This is a genomic window from Streptomyces sp. NPDC102406 (assembly GCF_044765725.1).
GTDB lineage: Bacteria > Actinomycetota > Actinomycetes > Streptomycetales > Streptomycetaceae > Streptomyces.
Window position 1 is genome coordinate 634,421 of record NZ_JBIWKP010000001.1, and the last position, 15,621, is coordinate 650,041.

The 15,621-nt window shown below is 70.6% G+C and carries 16 protein-coding genes, 1 pseudogene and 1 riboswitch; of the genes and pseudogenes, 9 read left to right on the top strand and 8 right to left on the bottom strand.

What is annotated here, in order from left to right; translation table 11 throughout:
• Positions 1–36: 36 nt before the first annotated feature.
• Positions 37–106: riboswitch (guanidine-III (ykkC-III) riboswitch) on the top strand.
• Positions 107–138: 32 nt separating this feature from the next.
• A complete protein-coding gene (locus tag ACIRF8_RS03025) occupies positions 139–459 on the top strand; it encodes a DMT family transporter (protein ID WP_404210231.1) in 321 nt (106 codons plus the stop codon).
• Here ACIRF8_RS03025 and ACIRF8_RS03030 read toward each other — a convergent pair.
• Entirely contained in the window at positions 404–2,782 is a 2,379-nt protein-coding gene (locus ACIRF8_RS03030; protein ID WP_404210233.1) for a transglycosylase domain-containing protein, read from the bottom strand. The genes ACIRF8_RS03025 and ACIRF8_RS03030 overlap by 56 nt on opposite strands.
• A 150-nt stretch (positions 2,783–2,932) precedes the next feature.
• Between ACIRF8_RS03030 and ACIRF8_RS03035 the strand changes: the two genes are divergently transcribed.
• The 4 genes from ACIRF8_RS03035 (at position 2,933) to ACIRF8_RS03050 (ending at position 6,425) form a co-directional block, all read left to right on the top strand.
• Positions 2,933–3,736, top strand: coding sequence for an ABC transporter permease (locus ACIRF8_RS03035; protein WP_404212244.1), 804 nt, complete (start codon positions 2,933–2,935; stop codon positions 3,734–3,736).
• Positions 3,737–3,800: 64 nt separating this feature from the next.
• Positions 3,801–4,565, top strand: coding sequence for an ABC transporter permease (locus ACIRF8_RS03040; protein WP_404212246.1), 765 nt, complete (start codon positions 3,801–3,803; stop codon positions 4,563–4,565).
• Complete coding sequence (locus ACIRF8_RS03045; RefSeq protein ID WP_404210235.1) at positions 4,499–5,575, top strand: ATP-binding cassette domain-containing protein; 1,077 nt, start codon at positions 4,499–4,501, stop codon at positions 5,573–5,575. Before ACIRF8_RS03040 ends, ACIRF8_RS03045 begins: the two co-directional genes overlap by 67 nt.
• Positions 5,576–5,585: 10 nt before the next feature.
• Positions 5,586–6,425: a DUF1707 domain-containing protein gene (locus ACIRF8_RS03050; RefSeq protein ID WP_404210237.1), complete on the top strand. Its 840-nt coding sequence runs from the start codon at positions 5,586–5,588 to the stop codon at positions 6,423–6,425.
• Positions 6,426–6,443: 18 nt separating this feature from the next.
• On the opposite strand, the gene ACIRF8_RS03055 is transcribed toward ACIRF8_RS03050, so the two are convergent.
• Positions 6,444–7,766, bottom strand: coding sequence for an SGNH/GDSL hydrolase family protein (locus ACIRF8_RS03055; RefSeq protein WP_404210239.1), 1,323 nt, complete (start codon positions 7,764–7,766; stop codon positions 6,444–6,446).
• Positions 7,767–8,035: 269 nt separating this feature from the next.
• Between ACIRF8_RS03055 and ACIRF8_RS03060 the strand changes: the two genes are divergently transcribed.
• The 4 genes and pseudogenes from ACIRF8_RS03060 (at position 8,036) to ACIRF8_RS03075 (ending at position 11,811) form a co-directional block, all read left to right on the top strand.
• Positions 8,036–9,493, top strand: coding sequence for a DUF445 domain-containing protein (locus ACIRF8_RS03060; protein ID WP_404212248.1), 1,458 nt, complete (start codon positions 8,036–8,038; stop codon positions 9,491–9,493).
• 76 nt (positions 9,494–9,569) lie between these two features.
• Positions 9,570–11,036, top strand: a complete 1,467-nt coding sequence (locus ACIRF8_RS03065) for an MFS transporter (protein WP_404210241.1) — start codon at positions 9,570–9,572, stop codon at positions 11,034–11,036.
• Positions 11,037–11,073: 37 nt separating this feature from the next.
• Positions 11,074–11,377 (top strand): annotated as a pseudogene (locus ACIRF8_RS03070) (helix-turn-helix domain-containing protein); the annotation flags it as partial.
• 5 nt (positions 11,378–11,382) lie between these two features.
• Positions 11,383–11,811 (top strand): VOC family protein, encoded by a 429-nt coding sequence (locus ACIRF8_RS03075; RefSeq protein WP_404210243.1) that lies wholly within the window; start codon positions 11,383–11,385, stop codon positions 11,809–11,811.
• Here ACIRF8_RS03075 and ACIRF8_RS03080 read toward each other — a convergent pair.
• The 6 genes from ACIRF8_RS03080 to ACIRF8_RS03105 all read right to left on the bottom strand — a co-directional run bounded on the left by ACIRF8_RS03080 (position 11,808) and on the right by ACIRF8_RS03105 (position 15,578).
• Positions 11,808–12,119 (bottom strand): hypothetical protein, encoded by a 312-nt coding sequence (locus ACIRF8_RS03080; RefSeq protein ID WP_404210245.1) that lies wholly within the window; start codon positions 12,117–12,119, stop codon positions 11,808–11,810. The genes ACIRF8_RS03075 and ACIRF8_RS03080 overlap by 4 nt on opposite strands.
• A gap of 205 nt (positions 12,120–12,324) precedes the next feature.
• On the bottom strand, positions 12,325–12,798 hold the full coding sequence (locus tag ACIRF8_RS03085; RefSeq protein ID WP_404210247.1) for a carboxymuconolactone decarboxylase family protein: 474 nt from the start codon (positions 12,796–12,798) through the stop codon (positions 12,325–12,327).
• 88 nt (positions 12,799–12,886) lie between these two features.
• A complete protein-coding gene (locus ACIRF8_RS03090; protein WP_404210249.1) occupies positions 12,887–13,768 on the bottom strand; it encodes a hypothetical protein in 882 nt (293 codons plus the stop codon).
• Between the two features lie 189 nt (positions 13,769–13,957).
• Positions 13,958–14,527: a DUF6879 family protein gene (locus ACIRF8_RS03095; protein ID WP_404210251.1), complete on the bottom strand. Its 570-nt coding sequence runs from the start codon at positions 14,525–14,527 to the stop codon at positions 13,958–13,960.
• A complete protein-coding gene (locus ACIRF8_RS03100) occupies positions 14,527–14,733 on the bottom strand; it encodes a DUF397 domain-containing protein (RefSeq protein ID WP_404210253.1) in 207 nt (68 codons plus the stop codon). The genes ACIRF8_RS03095 and ACIRF8_RS03100 overlap by 1 nt, the downstream gene beginning before the upstream one ends.
• A complete protein-coding gene (locus ACIRF8_RS03105; protein ID WP_404210255.1) occupies positions 14,733–15,578 on the bottom strand; it encodes a helix-turn-helix domain-containing protein in 846 nt (281 codons plus the stop codon). Before ACIRF8_RS03105 ends, ACIRF8_RS03100 begins: the two co-directional genes overlap by 1 nt.
• Between the last annotated feature and the right edge of the window lie 43 nt (positions 15,579–15,621).

A 15,621-nucleotide genomic window follows, 5' to 3' on the forward strand; every position in this document is an offset into this window, starting at 1 on the left:
ACCTGTAGGCCCTGTGGTCCGCCGCCCGGCCGGGCCGCCGCCTTTTGTTACCGTGGAAGGACCCCGACGAGACGCGCCGTACCGGGTTTCGCAAAGACGACGCACCCCTGTTGAGAACCACTGACGGAGGTGCCAGTCATGGCCTGGGTCCTGATCGTGATTGCCGGACTTCTCGAGGTCGCCTGGTCGATCGGTATGAAGTACACGGACGGTTTCACGCGGCTGTGGCCGAGCGTGGGTACCGGTGCCGGGATCGTCGCCAGCATGTTGTTGCTGTCCTACGCGGCCAAGTCGCTGCCGATCGGTACGGCGTACGGCGTGTGGGTGGGGATCGGGGCGGCGGGCGCGGCGATCGTGGGGATGCTGGTCCTCGGTGAGCCCGCGACGGCCGCGCGGGTCTTCTTCATCGCTCTGCTGCTTGTGGCGATCGTCGGTTTGAAGGCGACGTCAGGCCATTGAGCGGGTCGGGGGTGCCGCCGGGGCCCGGGGCTCCGGGGGCGTCGCCGCCGAAGTCCGTGCCGCCCGTGTCGGGTCCGCCGTCGGGTCCGCCGTCCGTGGTGGCGCCGTCGGTCGTGCCGCCGTCGTCGGTCGAGCCTTGTGTCGGGTTCTGTGTGTCGCCGCCGTCTGTCGTTCCTTGGTCGCGGCCTTCGTCCGTGCTGCCGGTGTTCGTGCCGGTGGTGGGGGCGCTGGTGTCGTCGCCGGGTTCCTCGGTGGTGGTGGGGGCGGAGCCGGTGGCCGAGGGTGCGGAGCTGGCGGGGGAGGGTGTCCGTTCGGCGGTCGCCTTTCCTTCGAGGTCGAAGTCGGTGGCCTTGGTGCCGGACAGTGCCTTCTTCGTGAACTGGGCCCAGATCTGGGCCGGGAATCCGCCTCCGTTGACGCGTGGTTGGCCCGCGGTGCCGTACAGGGGGGTGTGGGCGCCGGTCTTCGGGTTCTGGCCCATGACGGCGACGACGGTGGCCAGGTCGGGGGTGTAGCCGGCGAACCAGGCGGCCTGGTCCTCCTCGGCGGTGCCGGTCTTGCCGGCGGCGGGGCGGCCCGCGGCCCGTGCCGCGGTGCCGGTGCCGCCGTCGACCACGGACCGCAGGACGGCGGTGGTGGTGTCGGCGGCCTCGCGGCTGACGGCCCGCCGGGTGGTCCGTGCGGGCAGGTCGACGTCGGTGCCGTTCTTGCTGACGTGGGCGAGGAGTGTGTAGGTGCCGCGCCGGCCGTGGTTGGCGAGGGTGGCGTACGCCTTGGTCATGTCGAGGACGCTGGCGGTGGCGGGACCGAGCGCGATGGAGGGGGACGCGGTCAGGTCCGGGGTGTTCGCCGGCAGGCCGAGGGCGACGGCGGTCTTCTTCACCTTCGCCGGGCCGACGTCGACGGCCATCTGCGCGTACACCGCGTTGACGGACTTGTCGGTGGCGGTGCCCACGGTGATGGGGCCGTAGGAGACGTCGTCCTCGTTCTGGGGGGCGTAGGCGCCGCCGTTCCAGCCCTGGACGGGACGCTTGTTGGTGCCGTCGTAGACGGTGTCGGGGGTGATGGTGCGGCCGTCCTGGGTGGTGGAGGCGTTCTGGACGGCGGAGGTGAACACGAACGGTTTGAAGGTGGAGCCGACCTGGTAGTCGCGGCGGGTCGCGTTGTTGACGTACTGCTTCGTGTAGTCGATGCCGCCGTACATGGCGAGGATCTTGCCGGTGGCCGGGTCGATGGCGGCGCCGCCCGCGCGGACGTTGCGGTCGGCCTTGTGGGCCTTCTTGTCGAGCCGTGACATGAGCTGGTCGTCGACGGCGTCGACGAAGGCGTCCTGTTTCTTCTTCTCCAGGGTGGTGGTGATGCGGTAGCCGCCGGTGGCGAGGGTGTCCTCGTCGAGGATGCCCGCGCCGGTGAGGGCGTCCTTGGCGGCCTGGACGAGGTAGCCGCGTTGCCCGGAGAGTCCGGCGGCGCCCCTGGCCTGGTCCGGCACGGGGAACGTCATCGCGTTCCGGTCGGCGGCGCTGAGCCACTTCTCCTTGACCATGCCGTCCAGGACGTAGTTCCAGCGGGCGAGGGCCCGGCGCTTGTTCTCCGGGTGCGCGATCACGTCGTACGCGCTCGGAGCGTTCAACAGTGCTGCCAGGTACGCACTTTGAGTGACCGTCAGGTCTTCGACATCGACGCCGTAGTAGGCCTGGGCGGCGGCCTGGACGCCGTAGGCGTTGCGTCCGAAGTAGCTCGTGTTGAGGTAGCCCTCCAGGATGTCGTTCTTGGACTCCTCCCGGTCGAGCTTGATGGAGATGAAGAACTCTTTGACCTTGCGGGTGACCGTCTGCTCCTGGGCCAGGTAGTAGTTCTTCACATACTGCTGCGTGATCGTCGAGCCGGACTGCTTGCCCTTGCCGGTGACGGTGTTCCAGGCCGCGCGCAGCATCGCCTGCGGATCGACGGCGGACTCGCTGTAGAAGTCGCGGTCCTCGGCGGCGAGCACCGCGTGCTGGGTGGCCTTGGGGATCTGGGCGAGCCGTACGTTCTCCCGGTTGACCTCGCCGTCGCGGGCGATCTGGGTGCCGTCGGCGTACAGGTACACGTTGGACTGCGCGGTCGCCGCCGATTTGGCGGGCGGGATCTGTACGAGGAAGTAGCCGAGCGCGAACAGGCCGATGCACAGCAGGACGAACCCGATCAGCGTGGCGAGCAGCGTCCGCCAGGTCGGGATCAGCCGCCGCCATCCCGTGCGCCGGGGGCGCCCGGCGCGGGGCGTGGCCCCGGGTCCGGGGTCGGGTTCGGGCTGCGCAGGCTGGGGCGGCTCGTCGCTGCTCATGTCCTGGGTACTCCTGGTTCGCGTCGTACGTCACGTACGCCTCGTATGACACATAAGCCTCCTACATCACTGAGTAAATGCGTGGCAGGCGTCGCCCGGACTGGCTAGGCTCCTGCGCTCGGCCGAATCGAGGGGGCGTTCGTGCACGCAGTGCGGCTGTACGCGGCCGTCGCCGCCGGGGCCTTCCGGCGGTACGCCACGTATCGCGGGGCGACCTTCGCGGGCGTCTTCACCAACACGGTCTTCGGCCTGATCATCGCGTGCACGTACATCGCGCTCTGGGACGAGCGGCCCCACCTGGGCGGGTACGACCAGGCGCAGGCGCTCACCTTCGTCTGGGTCGGGCAGGCGCTGTTCTCGGTGATGATGCTCGGGGTGCCGTCGGGGTTCGAGAGCGAGCTGGCGGAGCGGATCCGCAGCGGTGACATCGCCGTCGACCTGTACCGGCCGGCCGACCTCCAGGGCTGGTGGCTGGCGCAGGACCTGGGGCGGGCGGTGTTCCAACTGCTGGGGCGCGGTGCCGTGCCCATGGCGATCGGGGCGCTCCTCTTCGAGCTGGCGCTGCCCGCCGACCCGCTGAGATGGCTCGCTTTCCTCGTCTCGGTGCTGCTGGGGCTGCTCGTCAGCTTCGCGCTGCGCTATCTGGTGGCGCTGTCCGCGTTCTGGTTCATGGACGTGAGCGGTGTCGCCCAGATGTACGGGATCACGGCCACGTTCTTCTGCGGGATGCTGCTGCCGCTGAACGTCTTCCCGGGCGCCATCGGCGACGTGGCCCGTGTCCTGCCGTGGTCGGCGCTGCTCCAGGTGCCCGCGGACGTCCTGATGGGTACGTATCACGGCCGGGGGGTGGCGGGCAGTCTGCTCTTCCAGGCCGCGTGGGCCGCCGGTCTGCTTCTCGTGGGCCGCCTCCTCCAGGTGACGGCGACGCGACGGGTGGTGGTGCAGGGTGGCTGAGCCGGGGGCGGGCCCGCTCGGGCAGGTCCGCGGCGGGGCGCGGGCGTTTCGCCTGATCAGCGCCATGTGGATCCGCTCCACGCTCGCCTACCGCGCGTCCTTCCTGATGACGGCCTTCGGTAACTTCGCCCTGACCGGTCTGGAGTTCGTCGGCATCCTGCTGATGTTCTCGCAGGTCGACCGGCTCGGCGGCTACACGCTGCCCGAGGTCGCCTTCCTCTACGGGACCTCGGGCGCCGCGTTCGGCCTCGCGGACCTGTTCGCGGGTTCCCTCGGGCGGATCGGGAGCCGGGTGCGGGACGGGACCCTCGACGCGTTCCTGGTGCGGCCCGCGCCGATACTGGCGCAGATCGGCGCCGACCGGTTCGCGCTGCGCCGCCTCGGTCGGATCACGCAGGGGCTGGCCGTCATGGTGTGGTCGGTGCTCGCCCTGGACGTGGCGTGGAGCCCGGCGAAGGCGCTGCTCGTGCCGGTGCTCCTGGTGAGCGGCGCGGGGATCTTCACGGCCGTGTTCATGGCGGGTGCCGCGTTCCAGATCGTGGCGCAGGACGCGGCGGAGGTGCAGAACGCGGCGACGTTCGGCGGCAACGCCATGCTCGCGTACCCGCCGACGGTCTTCGGCGACAACCTGCTGCGGGGCGTGACCTTCGTGCTGCCGCTGGCCTTCGTGAACTGGCTGCCCGCGCTCTACATCCTCGGCCGCCCCTACCCGCTCGATCTGCCGGCCTGGATCGCGTTCACGCCGCCGCTGGTGGCGGCCGGATGTCTGGGCGCGGCGGGCTTCGCGTGGCGGGGGGCCCTGCGCGCGTACCGCAGTACGGGAAGCTGAACTCGAAGGGGGCACGGGTGGTCGAGGGTGAGGCGTTCATCGAGGTGGACGGTGTCGAGAAGGTCTTCGACGTACGGCGCAAGGTGGGGTTCATGCGGCGTGAGCGGCGTGCGGTGCGGGCCGTCGACGCGCTGAGCTTCACGGTGCCGCGCGGCGAGATGGTCGGGTACATCGGGCCGAACGGGGCGGGGAAGTCGACGACGATCAAGATGCTGACGGGCATCCTGACGCCGAGCGCGGGGCGGTTGCGGGTGGCGGGCATCGACCCCTCGCGCGAGCGGTCACGGCTCGCGCACCGGATCGGGGTGGTGTTCGGGCAGCGGACGACGCTGTGGTGGGACCTGCCGCTGATCGACTCCTACCGGCTGATGCGGCGCATGTACCGGATCCCGGACGCCCGCTACGAGGAGAATCTCGCCCGGTGTGTCGAACTCCTTGAACTGGCCGACCTGTTGGAGGTTCCCGTACGGCAGTTGTCGCTCGGGCAGCGGATGCGCGGCGACATCGCGGCGGCGCTGCTGCACGACCCCGAGGTGCTGTATCTGGACGAGCCGACGATCGGCCTCGACGTCGTCTCCAAGGTCAAGGTGCGGGGTTTTCTGCGGGACCTGAACGCGGAGAAGGGCACCACGGTCCTGCTGACGACGCACGACCTGACCGACATCGAGCAGTTGTGCCGCCGGGTCATGGTCATCGACCACGGGCGGCTCATGTACGACGGGGAGCTCGACGGGCTGCACCAGGTGGGCGGCGGGGCCGTCGAGCGGACGCTCGTCGTCGACCTGGAGCGTGAACTGCCGCCGCTGGACGTCGAGTTCGCGCGGGTCGTGAAGGTGGAGGGGGCGCGGCAGTGGCTGGCGTTCCCGGCGGACCGCTCGGCGGCGCCGCTCGTCGCCGAGATCGCGCGGCGCTGCCCGCTGGTGGACCTGTCGGTGCGGGAGCCGGACATCGAGGCGGTGATCGCCAGGATGTACGCCGAGGGCGCTTCCACGGGGGCGCTGCGCCCGTAGGCTGAGACGTATGACGGACGAATCGCTGCCCGAGCGCTCCGATGTGCCTGCCGCGCCCGATCTGCGGGCCTCCGACGCCGATCGGGAGCAGGTCGCCGAGCGGTTGCGGGACGCGCTCGCCGAGGGCCGGCTCGACATGGCGGAGTTCGAGGAGCGGCTGGAGGCGACGTACAAGGCGCGTACGTACCGGGAGTTGGAGCCGCTCACGCACGACCTGCCCGGCGCCGGGGTGAGCGCCCCGGTGAATCTGGTGAAGGGGCCGCTGCCCGAGGGGGCCGTGGACTGGCCGGCGCGGATCGGCGGCCGGTCGACGTCCACGTGGGGTGTCGGTGTGCTGTCGGGGTTCCAGCGCAAGGGGCGCTGGACGGCGCCGCGGCGCTTCGACTGCTTCGCGTTCTGGGGCGGCGGCGAGATCGATCTGCGGGAGGCGAACTTCGAGGACCGGGAGATCGTCGTCAACTGTGTCGCCGTCATGGGCGGGGTGAACGTGGTGGTGCCGCCCGGCGTCGAGGTCGCGGTGCGCGGCATCGGCATCATGGGCGGCTTCGACCACAGCGAGGAGGGCGTGCCCGGTGATCCCGGGGCGCCGCGCGTGGTGGTGACGGGGTTCGCGTTCTGGGGCGGTGTCGGGGTCGAGCGGAAGGTCACGCGGGCGGAGCGGCAGCGGCTCAAGGCGGAGCGGCGCCGCGGCAAGCTGGAGCGCAGGGCCGGTCGGCGGGGGGAGCTGGAGGGCGGCCAGGACCGGCACCGCTCGTTGCACGCGGACCGGTTCGAGCGCCATCGGGAGCGCCTGGAGGACCACCTCGACCGCATGGAGGAACGCCGGGAGCGCCGCCGCGACCGGGACTGAGTGCCCGGGCGCGGCGGGTCACAGCTCGGCGCCCGCGGAGCCCTTCAGGAAGGCGAGGTCGAAGGAGTTCGCCATCCGCGCGTACCCCGCGTCGCTGGGGTGCAGGTGGTCGCCCGAGTCGTAGCGCGGGAGCAGCTTGCGCGGGTTGTACGGGTCGCGGAGCGCCTTGTCGAAGTCGACGTAGCCGTCGTAGACCCGGCCGCCGCGGATCGCCGCGTTGACGCCCTGGCGGACGGCTTCCAGGTGCGGCTCGTAGCCCCGGTGGCCCTGGAACGGCATGAGGGTCGCCCCGATCACGCGCAGCCCACGCGCGTGAGCCTGCCGGGTCAGTTCCCGCAGCCCTTCGACGATCCTGTCGGGGTCGGTCTGCTGGGGGTTGCGCAGGATGTCGTTGATGCCGAGGTCGATGACGACGGCGCGGACCCCGGAGCGGCCGAGGACGTCGCGGTCGAAGCGGGAGAGGCCGCTCGGGTTGTTCGCGGGGCGGCCGAGTCCGTCGGACAGGACGCGGTTGCCGCTGATGCCCTGGTTCACGACGCCGTAGCGCGGGGCACCCGACTCGGTGCGCAGCCGGTCGGCGAGCACGTCCGGCCACCGGAGATTGGCGCCCATGGTGGAGGTGATGCCGTCGGTGAGCGAGTCGCCGAGGACGACGACGGTGCCCTCGGCGTCGTGGCTCAGCACGTCGAGCGCGGTCAGGTAGCGCCAGTACGGGCTCTGCTCGGTGTACTGCGTGCCGCTGGGGTCCTCGGTGCGGTCGCCCTGGGCCACGTACGACATCTGCCGGGCCTGCGGGTGGTAGGTGACGGGGCCCGACGGGGTCGGTGAGTAGGTGGTGACGAGCATGTCCGCGTCGCGCGGTACCGGGAGGCGGGCGGCGTCGCTGACGACCTGCTGCCCGGCCGGGATGACGACCGAGGTGTTCCCGGCGAACGTCAGGCGGCGCACCGTCCCGGCGAGCGCCGTCGGGTCGTTGGGCGCCGAGGCGACGGCGACGGAGGCGTGCGTGATGCTGAGGGGCTGCTGCCCGTACAGGTTGGAGAGGGTGATGCGGGCACCGGTGCCGCCGATGCTGGTGTGCACGATGTTGCGCAGGGAGCGGCCGAAGAAGCCGGTCGTCTCCGTGCCGGGCTCTGCGCCCGCGGGGGAGGCGGACCAGGTGGCCGCCCAGGTGCCGGTGGAGGCGGGTGCGGCCGAGCCGTGGGAACGAGCGCCGCCCGCCCGGGAGGGCCCTTCGTCGCCGCGCAGGACACCGGAGAAACCGACGTAGATCGCGGCCGAGATCACTACGGCGACCGCGACGAGCGCGGCCAGCAAGGCATAACCGTGACGCCTGGTCATGCGGGGTGTGTCTCCTCGAACAGGGGGAGCCCGAGGCTCCGGTGTGATGATCCCATGATGCGGCATGGGTCGGGACCGTCGAACAAGGGGGCCGACACTGCCCCCCTCCGCTCGTTCAGACGCCGGGAACTTGTCGTTCGTTCCGGGAGTAGGTCAGAAAGGGACAATGTGTGAGGGAGATGACAGAGGGCGCACGCACGCCGACGCCGACGACGAGGGCGGCGGCGCACGGACGCGAAGCGGACGACGAGCGGGACGGAGCGGGCCGGATGGCCGGTGGCACAGGGAACGACACAGGCGACGACATGGGGCGCGGTGGACGGAACGGGGGCGGGAAGGGCGCGTCCCTGCCGGACGGCAAGGGCGCGTCGGCGACGGATAAAGCGGGCCAAACGGGCATAGGGCAGTATGCCCGTTCGACCGCGTCACAAGCGCGCGCGCAACCCCGTCCCGCCCGCCGCTTCACCGGCGAGTTCAGCCCCGCGGACGAGGAGAAGCAGCGCGGCGTGCGCCGCATGAAGGTGACGGCGACCGGCCTCCTCGTTCTTGTCGCGCTCGTCTACACCGCGGCGACCTGGGCGGGGCACTCCGGCGCGGGCGCGTGGGCCGGATACGTCGCGGCGGCGGCCGAGGCCGGCATGGTCGGCGCGATGGCGGACTGGTTCGCGGTCACGGCCCTCTTCCGCCGCCCGCTCGGCCTGCCCATCCCGCACACCGCGATCATCCCCACGAAGAAGGACCAACTCGGCGTCTCCCTCGGCGAGTTCGTCGGGGAGAACTTCCTCTCCGGGGACGTCGTACGCGACCGGCTGCGCGCGGTCGGCATCGCATCGAGGCTCGGCGCCTGGCTCGCCGAGCCCGAGCACGCCGACCGGGTCACGGCGGAGCTGGCGACGGCCCTCAGGGGCGCCCTCACCGTGCTGCGCGACTCCGACGTCCAGGCCGTCGTCGGCGAGGCCATCACCCGCCGCGCCGACAACGCCGAGATCGCGCCCGGCATCGGCAAGATGCTGGAGAAGGTCGTCGCCGACGGCGGCCACAAGCGCGTCGTCGACCTCGTGTGCACCCGCGCCCACGACTGGCTCGTCCTGCACTCCGACTCCGTCATGGACGCGGTGCAGGGCGGCGCCCCCGGCTGGACCCCCCGCTTCGTCGACAAGCGGGTCGGCGAGCGCGTCTACAAGGAACTCCTCCGCTTCGTCACCGAGATGCGGGACATGCCGGAGCACCCGGCACGCGGCGCCGTGGACCGCTTCCTGAAGGACTTCGCGGGCGACCTCCAGTCCGACACCGACACCCGCGCCCGGGTGGAGCGCCTGAAGTCCGAGGTGATCGGCCGCTCCGAGGTCCAGGACCTCATCGCCTCCACCTGGTCCGCGGTCCGCTCGATGATCGTGGCCGCCGCCGAGGACGAGCGCAGCGAGCTGCGGATGCGGGTACGGGCCTCGCTGCTCTCCCTCGGACAGCGGATGGCGACCGACCCCAAGGTGCAGGCCAAGGTCGACGGCTGGGTGGAGGGCGCGGCGGTGTACGTCGTGACGACGTACCGCGCCGAGATCACCTCCCTGATCACGGACACCGTCGCGGGCTGGGACGCCGAGCACACCTCCCGCAAGATCGAGGCGCACATCGGCCGCGACCTCCAGTTCATCCGGATCAACGGCACGGTGGTCGGATCGCTCGTCGGCCTGCTCATCCACACCGTCTCGCGCGCATTCGGGGCCTGACCGGGCAGGTCGGTGGTGCCGGACCGGCTTTCGGGGCACATGTACGACGTCCATCCCCTCAACGAGGAGGGCGTACATGTCCCTGGAGCACCAAAAGCCCGGCCCGCCGGCCACCGGCACCCTCAGCACCGCCGTCCCCGCCCGCCTCGACCGACTGCCCTGGTCGCGCTGGCACTGGATGGTGGTCATCGGACTCGGCACCGTCTGGATCCTGGACGGCCTCGAAGTCACCGTCGTCGGCAACATCGCGGGCCGCCTCTCGGAGTCCGGCAGCGGACTGCCGATCTCGTCCGCGCAGGTCACCGGCACGGCCGCCGCACTGTACGTGGCGGGCGCCTGTAGCGGAGCACTGTTCTTCGGCTGGCTCACCGACCGGTTCGGCCGCAAGAAGCTGTTCCTGCTGACCCTGGCCGTCTACCTGGTGGCGACGGCCCTCACCGCGCTCTCCTTCTCCACCTGGTGGTTCTTCCTCTTCCGCTTCTTCACCGGCTTCGGTATCGGCGGCGAGTACGCGGCCATCAACTCGGCCATCGACGAGCTGATCCCCTCCCGCTTCCGCGGCCGCGTCGACCTGATCATCAACGGCAGCTTCTGGCTCGGTGCGATCGGCGGCTCGCTCCTGTCGATCGTCGCGCTCGACACGGACCTGTTCGCGATGAACGTCGGCTGGCGCCTCACGTTCGCCCTCGGTGTCGTCCTCGGCCTGGTCATCCTCCTCGTCCGCCGCAACGTCCCCGAGAGCCCCCGCTGGCTGTTCATCCACGGCAGGGGAGAGGAGGCCGAAGCGCTCGTCACGGACGTCGAGAAGCAGGTGCGCGCCCAGCACGGCGGCGACGAACTCCCGCCGCCCGCGGGCGAGATCACCATTCGCCAGCGCAAGAGCATCGGCTTCCTGGAGATCGCCCGCACCGTCTTCCGCGACTACCCGCGCCGCACCACGCTCGGCCTCGCCCTCTTCATCGGGCAGGCGTTCCTCTACAACGCGGTCACGTTCGGCTTCGGCGCGATCCTCACCACCTTCTTCGACGTGCCGACAGGCTCGACCGGCTACTACTTCGCCGTCATCGCCGCCGGAAACTTCATGGGGCCCCTGCTGCTCGGCAAGCTCTTCGACACGGTCGGCCGCCGCATCATGATCTCGTCGACGTATCTGCTCTCCGGTGTGCTCCTCTTCGGCACGGCCTGGCTGTTCGACCAGGGCTCGCTGACCGCGACGACGCTGACGGCCTGCTGGTCGGTGGTCCTGTTCTTCGCCTCCGCCGGTGCATCCAGCGCGTACCTGACCGTCTCGGAGATCTTCCCGATGGAGACGCGCGCCATGGCGATCGCCTTCTTCTACGCGGTCGGCACGGCGGCGGGCGGCATCAGCGGGCCCCTGATCTTCGCCAAGCTCACCGAGAGCGGCAAGGTCGCCGACACGGTGCTCGCGTTCCAGATCGGCGCCTCACTCATGTGCCTGGCCGGCCTGGTCGCGGTGGCGTTCGCGGTGCGGGCCGAACAGCGCTCCCTGGAGGACGTGGCACGGCCCCTGTCGCAGGTGTGAGCGCCTTGTCCGAAGGCGCGGGGGCGCGGGGGCACGGGTGATCCGCACGGACCACGGCGCGGCCGTCGCCGCCGAGGCGGCGCGCCGCACGGTGGTCCCGCCGCACCGGGAGGACGGCCAGGCCCCGCCGCTTCCGGAAGGAGACGGACCGCACCCCGATGACGTGGCCGGCGCGCCAACGCCTCGATCGCGCCAGGGAATTGCTGGAGCGGAGGGATCTCACGGTCGACCGGGTGGCGGCGGAGACCGGCTTCGGCACCGGCGCCTCACCGCGCCGGCACTTCCAGACGGTGTTGGGCGTGTCGCCGGGGGCGTACCGGGCGACGTTCCGGGGACGATGAACCGCATGAGTGAGACTGAGGCGGAGACCGAGGCCGAGATGAACGAAGTCCGCAGGGCCGTACCGAACGTCGCGGTCGACGGCGAGGAGGACCTGGCCGCCAACCGCGCCTTCTACGGGGCGCTCGGCTTCGAGGAGGTCATGGACCTCGGCTGGGTGATGACGATGGCGTCACCCACGCACCCCACGGCCCAGATCAACTTCGTCGAACAGGGCGGACCCGCGCCGACGGTGCCGGACATGAGCGTCGAGGTGAGCGACGTCGACGCGGCGTACGCGGCCATGCTCGCCGCGGGCGCCGACATCGTCCGTGACCTGCGGGACGAGCAGTGGGGCGTGCGCCGCTTCTTCGTCCGCGACCCGCAGGGCAAGATCGTGAACGTCCTGGGTCACGCGCCCGTGGCCGGTGCCGACACGGGCCGGGGCGGAGCCTAAGCGGCGCGGCGGTCGGCGAGGACGTAGGAGGCGGCGGCCACGGCCCCGGCCACACCGAACACGGCCGGCCAGGCCCCGACCTTCTTGGCCAGCGGGTGCGACGCGGCGAACGCGGCGACGTACGCCCCGGTCAGCGCACCCGCGACCGCCCCACCCGCGTCCCGCTTCCACCGCGTGGCGGCGGCGGCCCCGGCGGCGGCGAGCACGACGCCGCCGAGCTGCCGCTTCCTGGTGAAACGGGCGGTGGCGTACCCGCCGACGAGCCCCGCGGCGGCGAGGGGGGCGGTAGGTGTACGGGTGGCGGCCATAAAACCCTCCGGGCAGGTCGGCAATGTCTCCGCTGACGTCGTACGACGCCGTTTGTGCGGCTACGAAGCTACGCCGCGGCCCGCGACATACGGCCGCGGCCCCCACCCCGCTCTCCACCCCTCGTACTCCGGCCTGCTTCCGTCGGCCTTCATTTCGTCGTCCTTCTTTCGTCGTCCTTCTTTCGTCGGCCTGCTTTCGTCGGGCTCAGCCGAACATGCCGGGCACGTAGTCACCGGCGGGCTGCTGCACGAGGACGTTGAGCCGGTTGTAGGCGTTGATGACGGCGATCAGCGAGACGAGGGCGGCGAGCTGGTCCTCGTCGTAGAACTTCGCGGCGTTGGCCCACACCTCGTCGCTGACGCCACCGGCCGCGTCGGCGAGCCGGGTCCCCTCCTCTGCCAGCTCCAGGGCGGCGCGCTCGGCGTCGGTGAAGACCTTGGCCTCGCGCCAGGCGGCGACGAGGTGGAGGCGCTGCGCGGTCTCCCCGGCGTGGGCGGCGTCCTTGGTGTGCATGTCGGTGCAGAAGCCACAGCCGTTGATCTGGCTGGCCCGGATCTTCACGAGCTCCTGCGTGGCGTGCGGCAGCCCGGAGTCGGAGACGACCTTCCCGGCCGAGTTGATGTACCGCATGAACTTGCCCGCGACCGCGTTCTCGAAGAGGTTGAGTCGAGCTTCCATGATGATCTCCCTGAGCCGTTCCGTCTGGTTACACCCCTCTGACGGAGCGGCTCGGAAAGATGTGACGGGAGTGCGACTGTGACCTGCGTCACGCGGGCTGGAGCGCCGCCGCCTCCCGGCACTCGGACGACCGGCAGCCGCCCGTCTCCTGCCCCCACGGCAACGGATCCCGGCACTCGGGACACTCGTAGACCTGCCGCCACGCCCGCTTGCGTTCGGGCCGCTTACGCGTGAGCCGATCGCCGACGAGCCGCGCGGCCGAGTACACCCTGTCCGGCAGCCCGGCGGTGACGGCGTCGATCACCTCGGCGGCCGACGCCCCGCGCTCCAGCCAGGCGACGACCTCCGGCACGAGCTCCCGCACCCCGCGCTCGGACAACCGCAGCCGCGCGTCGACGTCGCCGAGCCGCCACAGAATCCGGGCGCCTTCACCCTCACGGGCGGACGGCGCCGCGGCGGTCGGGGCTGCGGCGGTCGGGGCTGCGGCGGTCGGGGCCGGTGCGGCCGGAGTCTGTGCGGCCAGCGCCTGCGCGGGAGGGTAGGGAGGGTTCTTCTTCCCCTGGTTATAGGGGTTGTCCTTCCCGCGAGGGAAAAACCTGCCCGGTCCGCCGGTTCCCGGCCGACCGGGAACCGGCTCGGTGACAACGGGAGTTGGGGGCGCCGGGCGCGTGCCCGCCTGTGCAGGCTGCTGCGGAACCTCATACACATCAACACTGGACACGATGCGCCGGGTGGCGGGCTCCCGCGCGGTCCGGGTCACCCAATACCCCAGCTCCCGCAGCTCCTTGACGGCCTTGGCCACAGCGATCCGCCCCTGCGGAAACCCGTCGCTGAGGGTACGGACGTTGACCTGCGCGCCGCTGGGCAACGACAGGACGTAGACGAGGATGCCGCGCGCAGTATGCGACAGACGCGGGTCGCGGATGGCTTTGTTGGCGAGGACGGTGAAGTCCCGCTCATGGCGGGGCATACGATGAATGTGCATAGGGAGTTTGTGTCTCCTGGTGCCGGACCCCCGGAGGTTGCCGCCTCGCGGGGGTCGCCTGTGTGAAGTTCTGCGTGCGGGCGGTGACGCCCATTGTGCGGAGAGTGACACAGGTGGGTTGCGGGGAGCAAACTCTGGCCTACGCTCCCGATGTGCCTCACCGTTCGGTGCCTGTCAGGACAACTTGTGCTTACCGTGCGGTAGTGCGCGAGCCCATACCGCCTCGAACGCGGTGGAGCACATGCTGACCAGAGCGGCGTCGGTCGTGCGCTCCTCGTCCCCTTCCGGCGACAGCTCGCCATCACCGCTGAAGTGGAGGAACACCACCAGCCGGTCGTCGAACACCCAGAAATCGTTCCCCGGAACCATGAGATCCGAGGCGTACCGCCGCGGTAGCCATCGCACCTCCTCGCCGGCCCGCACGTTGGCATCCGTGACGTGATGCTCGAAACGGATGTAGTCCGATTCCGGTACCGAGCAGATCCGAGCCCGGCGAACTCGAACGCCGCGCCCGGTGGTCTCTGCCATCAGTCGCAACCAAGCGCGCGCGGCGGGGTCGTTGTCCTCGACCCGGTTACGCTCACCGGCCCGCCAGGCCTGGTAGCTCGGATCGGACTGCATGTACGCGTCCCGCATCTCAAGGTGCACTGCGGACCGCTCGGCCAGACGGAAGAGGTTACTGAACGTCGGCTTCGCCCCGGGCCTCCTTGCGACTGCTCGCGGCCGTGCCTCGTAGGGACGCATCACACTCCTACGTACTTGCACCAACTCGGAGACGCCGCGACGAAGCTCGACCACGCCGCCGCGGACAACCGGACCCGCGGCCCGTCTGATCGCTTGGAGTCCCGCACCAGCATTCCGTCCACGGTACGAGCGGTCTCCACACACTCGGTTCCACTGCCGCCGCTGTACGAGGACTTGAACCAGTGCGGCGCGTACGGCGCGGACATCAACACTCCCTGCTTATACGGTGGATGAGCTCCACAGAGGCCTCAGGTCCGAGGGCCTGGGCACTCAGATACTGGAACGCCAACCTATAGCGTTCGAGTTCTTTGGGCTTCTCCATGAACAGTCCTCCACCCAGGACATCCACGTATACGACATCCAGCTCTGGTGCAGGGCCGCCCAGGATGACGAAGCTGCCGACGGCCGCTGCGTGCGCTCCGCTCGCGAACGGGAGCACCTGCACCGTCACCTCGGGCCGATCCGCGGACTCCGCGAGACGGCGCAACTGCTCGCGCATGACGTCGCGCCCTCCGACGAGCCGACGCAGAGCGGCTTCATCGATCACGGCCCATAGGTGCGGAGGGTCCGGACGCAGCAACAACTCCTGGCGCTTCATGCGGATGTCGACCATGTGCTGTACCTCCTGCTCCGGACACCGCATCTCCGATGCGCGGTGGACGGCCTCGGAGTAGGCGCGGGTCTGGAGGAGGCCAGGGATGTACATGGAGGCGTAGTGGTCCTCGCGGACCGCCTCGTCCTCGAGTGTGAGCATGAGGTTCATGGACTGGGGGATGGGATCGGCCAGGGAGCGCCACCATCCCTGGATCTTCGCTCCCTTCGCGAGCTCGACCAGGGCAGCGCGTTCCTCGTCGGTCGCTCCGTACTCGCGGCATAGCGCGTCGACCACGGGCCACTTCACGCTGCCTTCCTTCGTTTCGTAACGGCTCAGGGTGGCCTTCGACGAGCCCACGCGCGCGCCCGCCTCGTCGAGGGTGAGCCCACCGCGCTCACGCAGGCGGCGCAGCTCGGCGCCGAGCTGGCGTCGGCGGGTCGTCGGTCCGACGGTCATGTCTGAGGCCTCTCTGTCGATCGCCTAGATCGTGCTGGTCAGA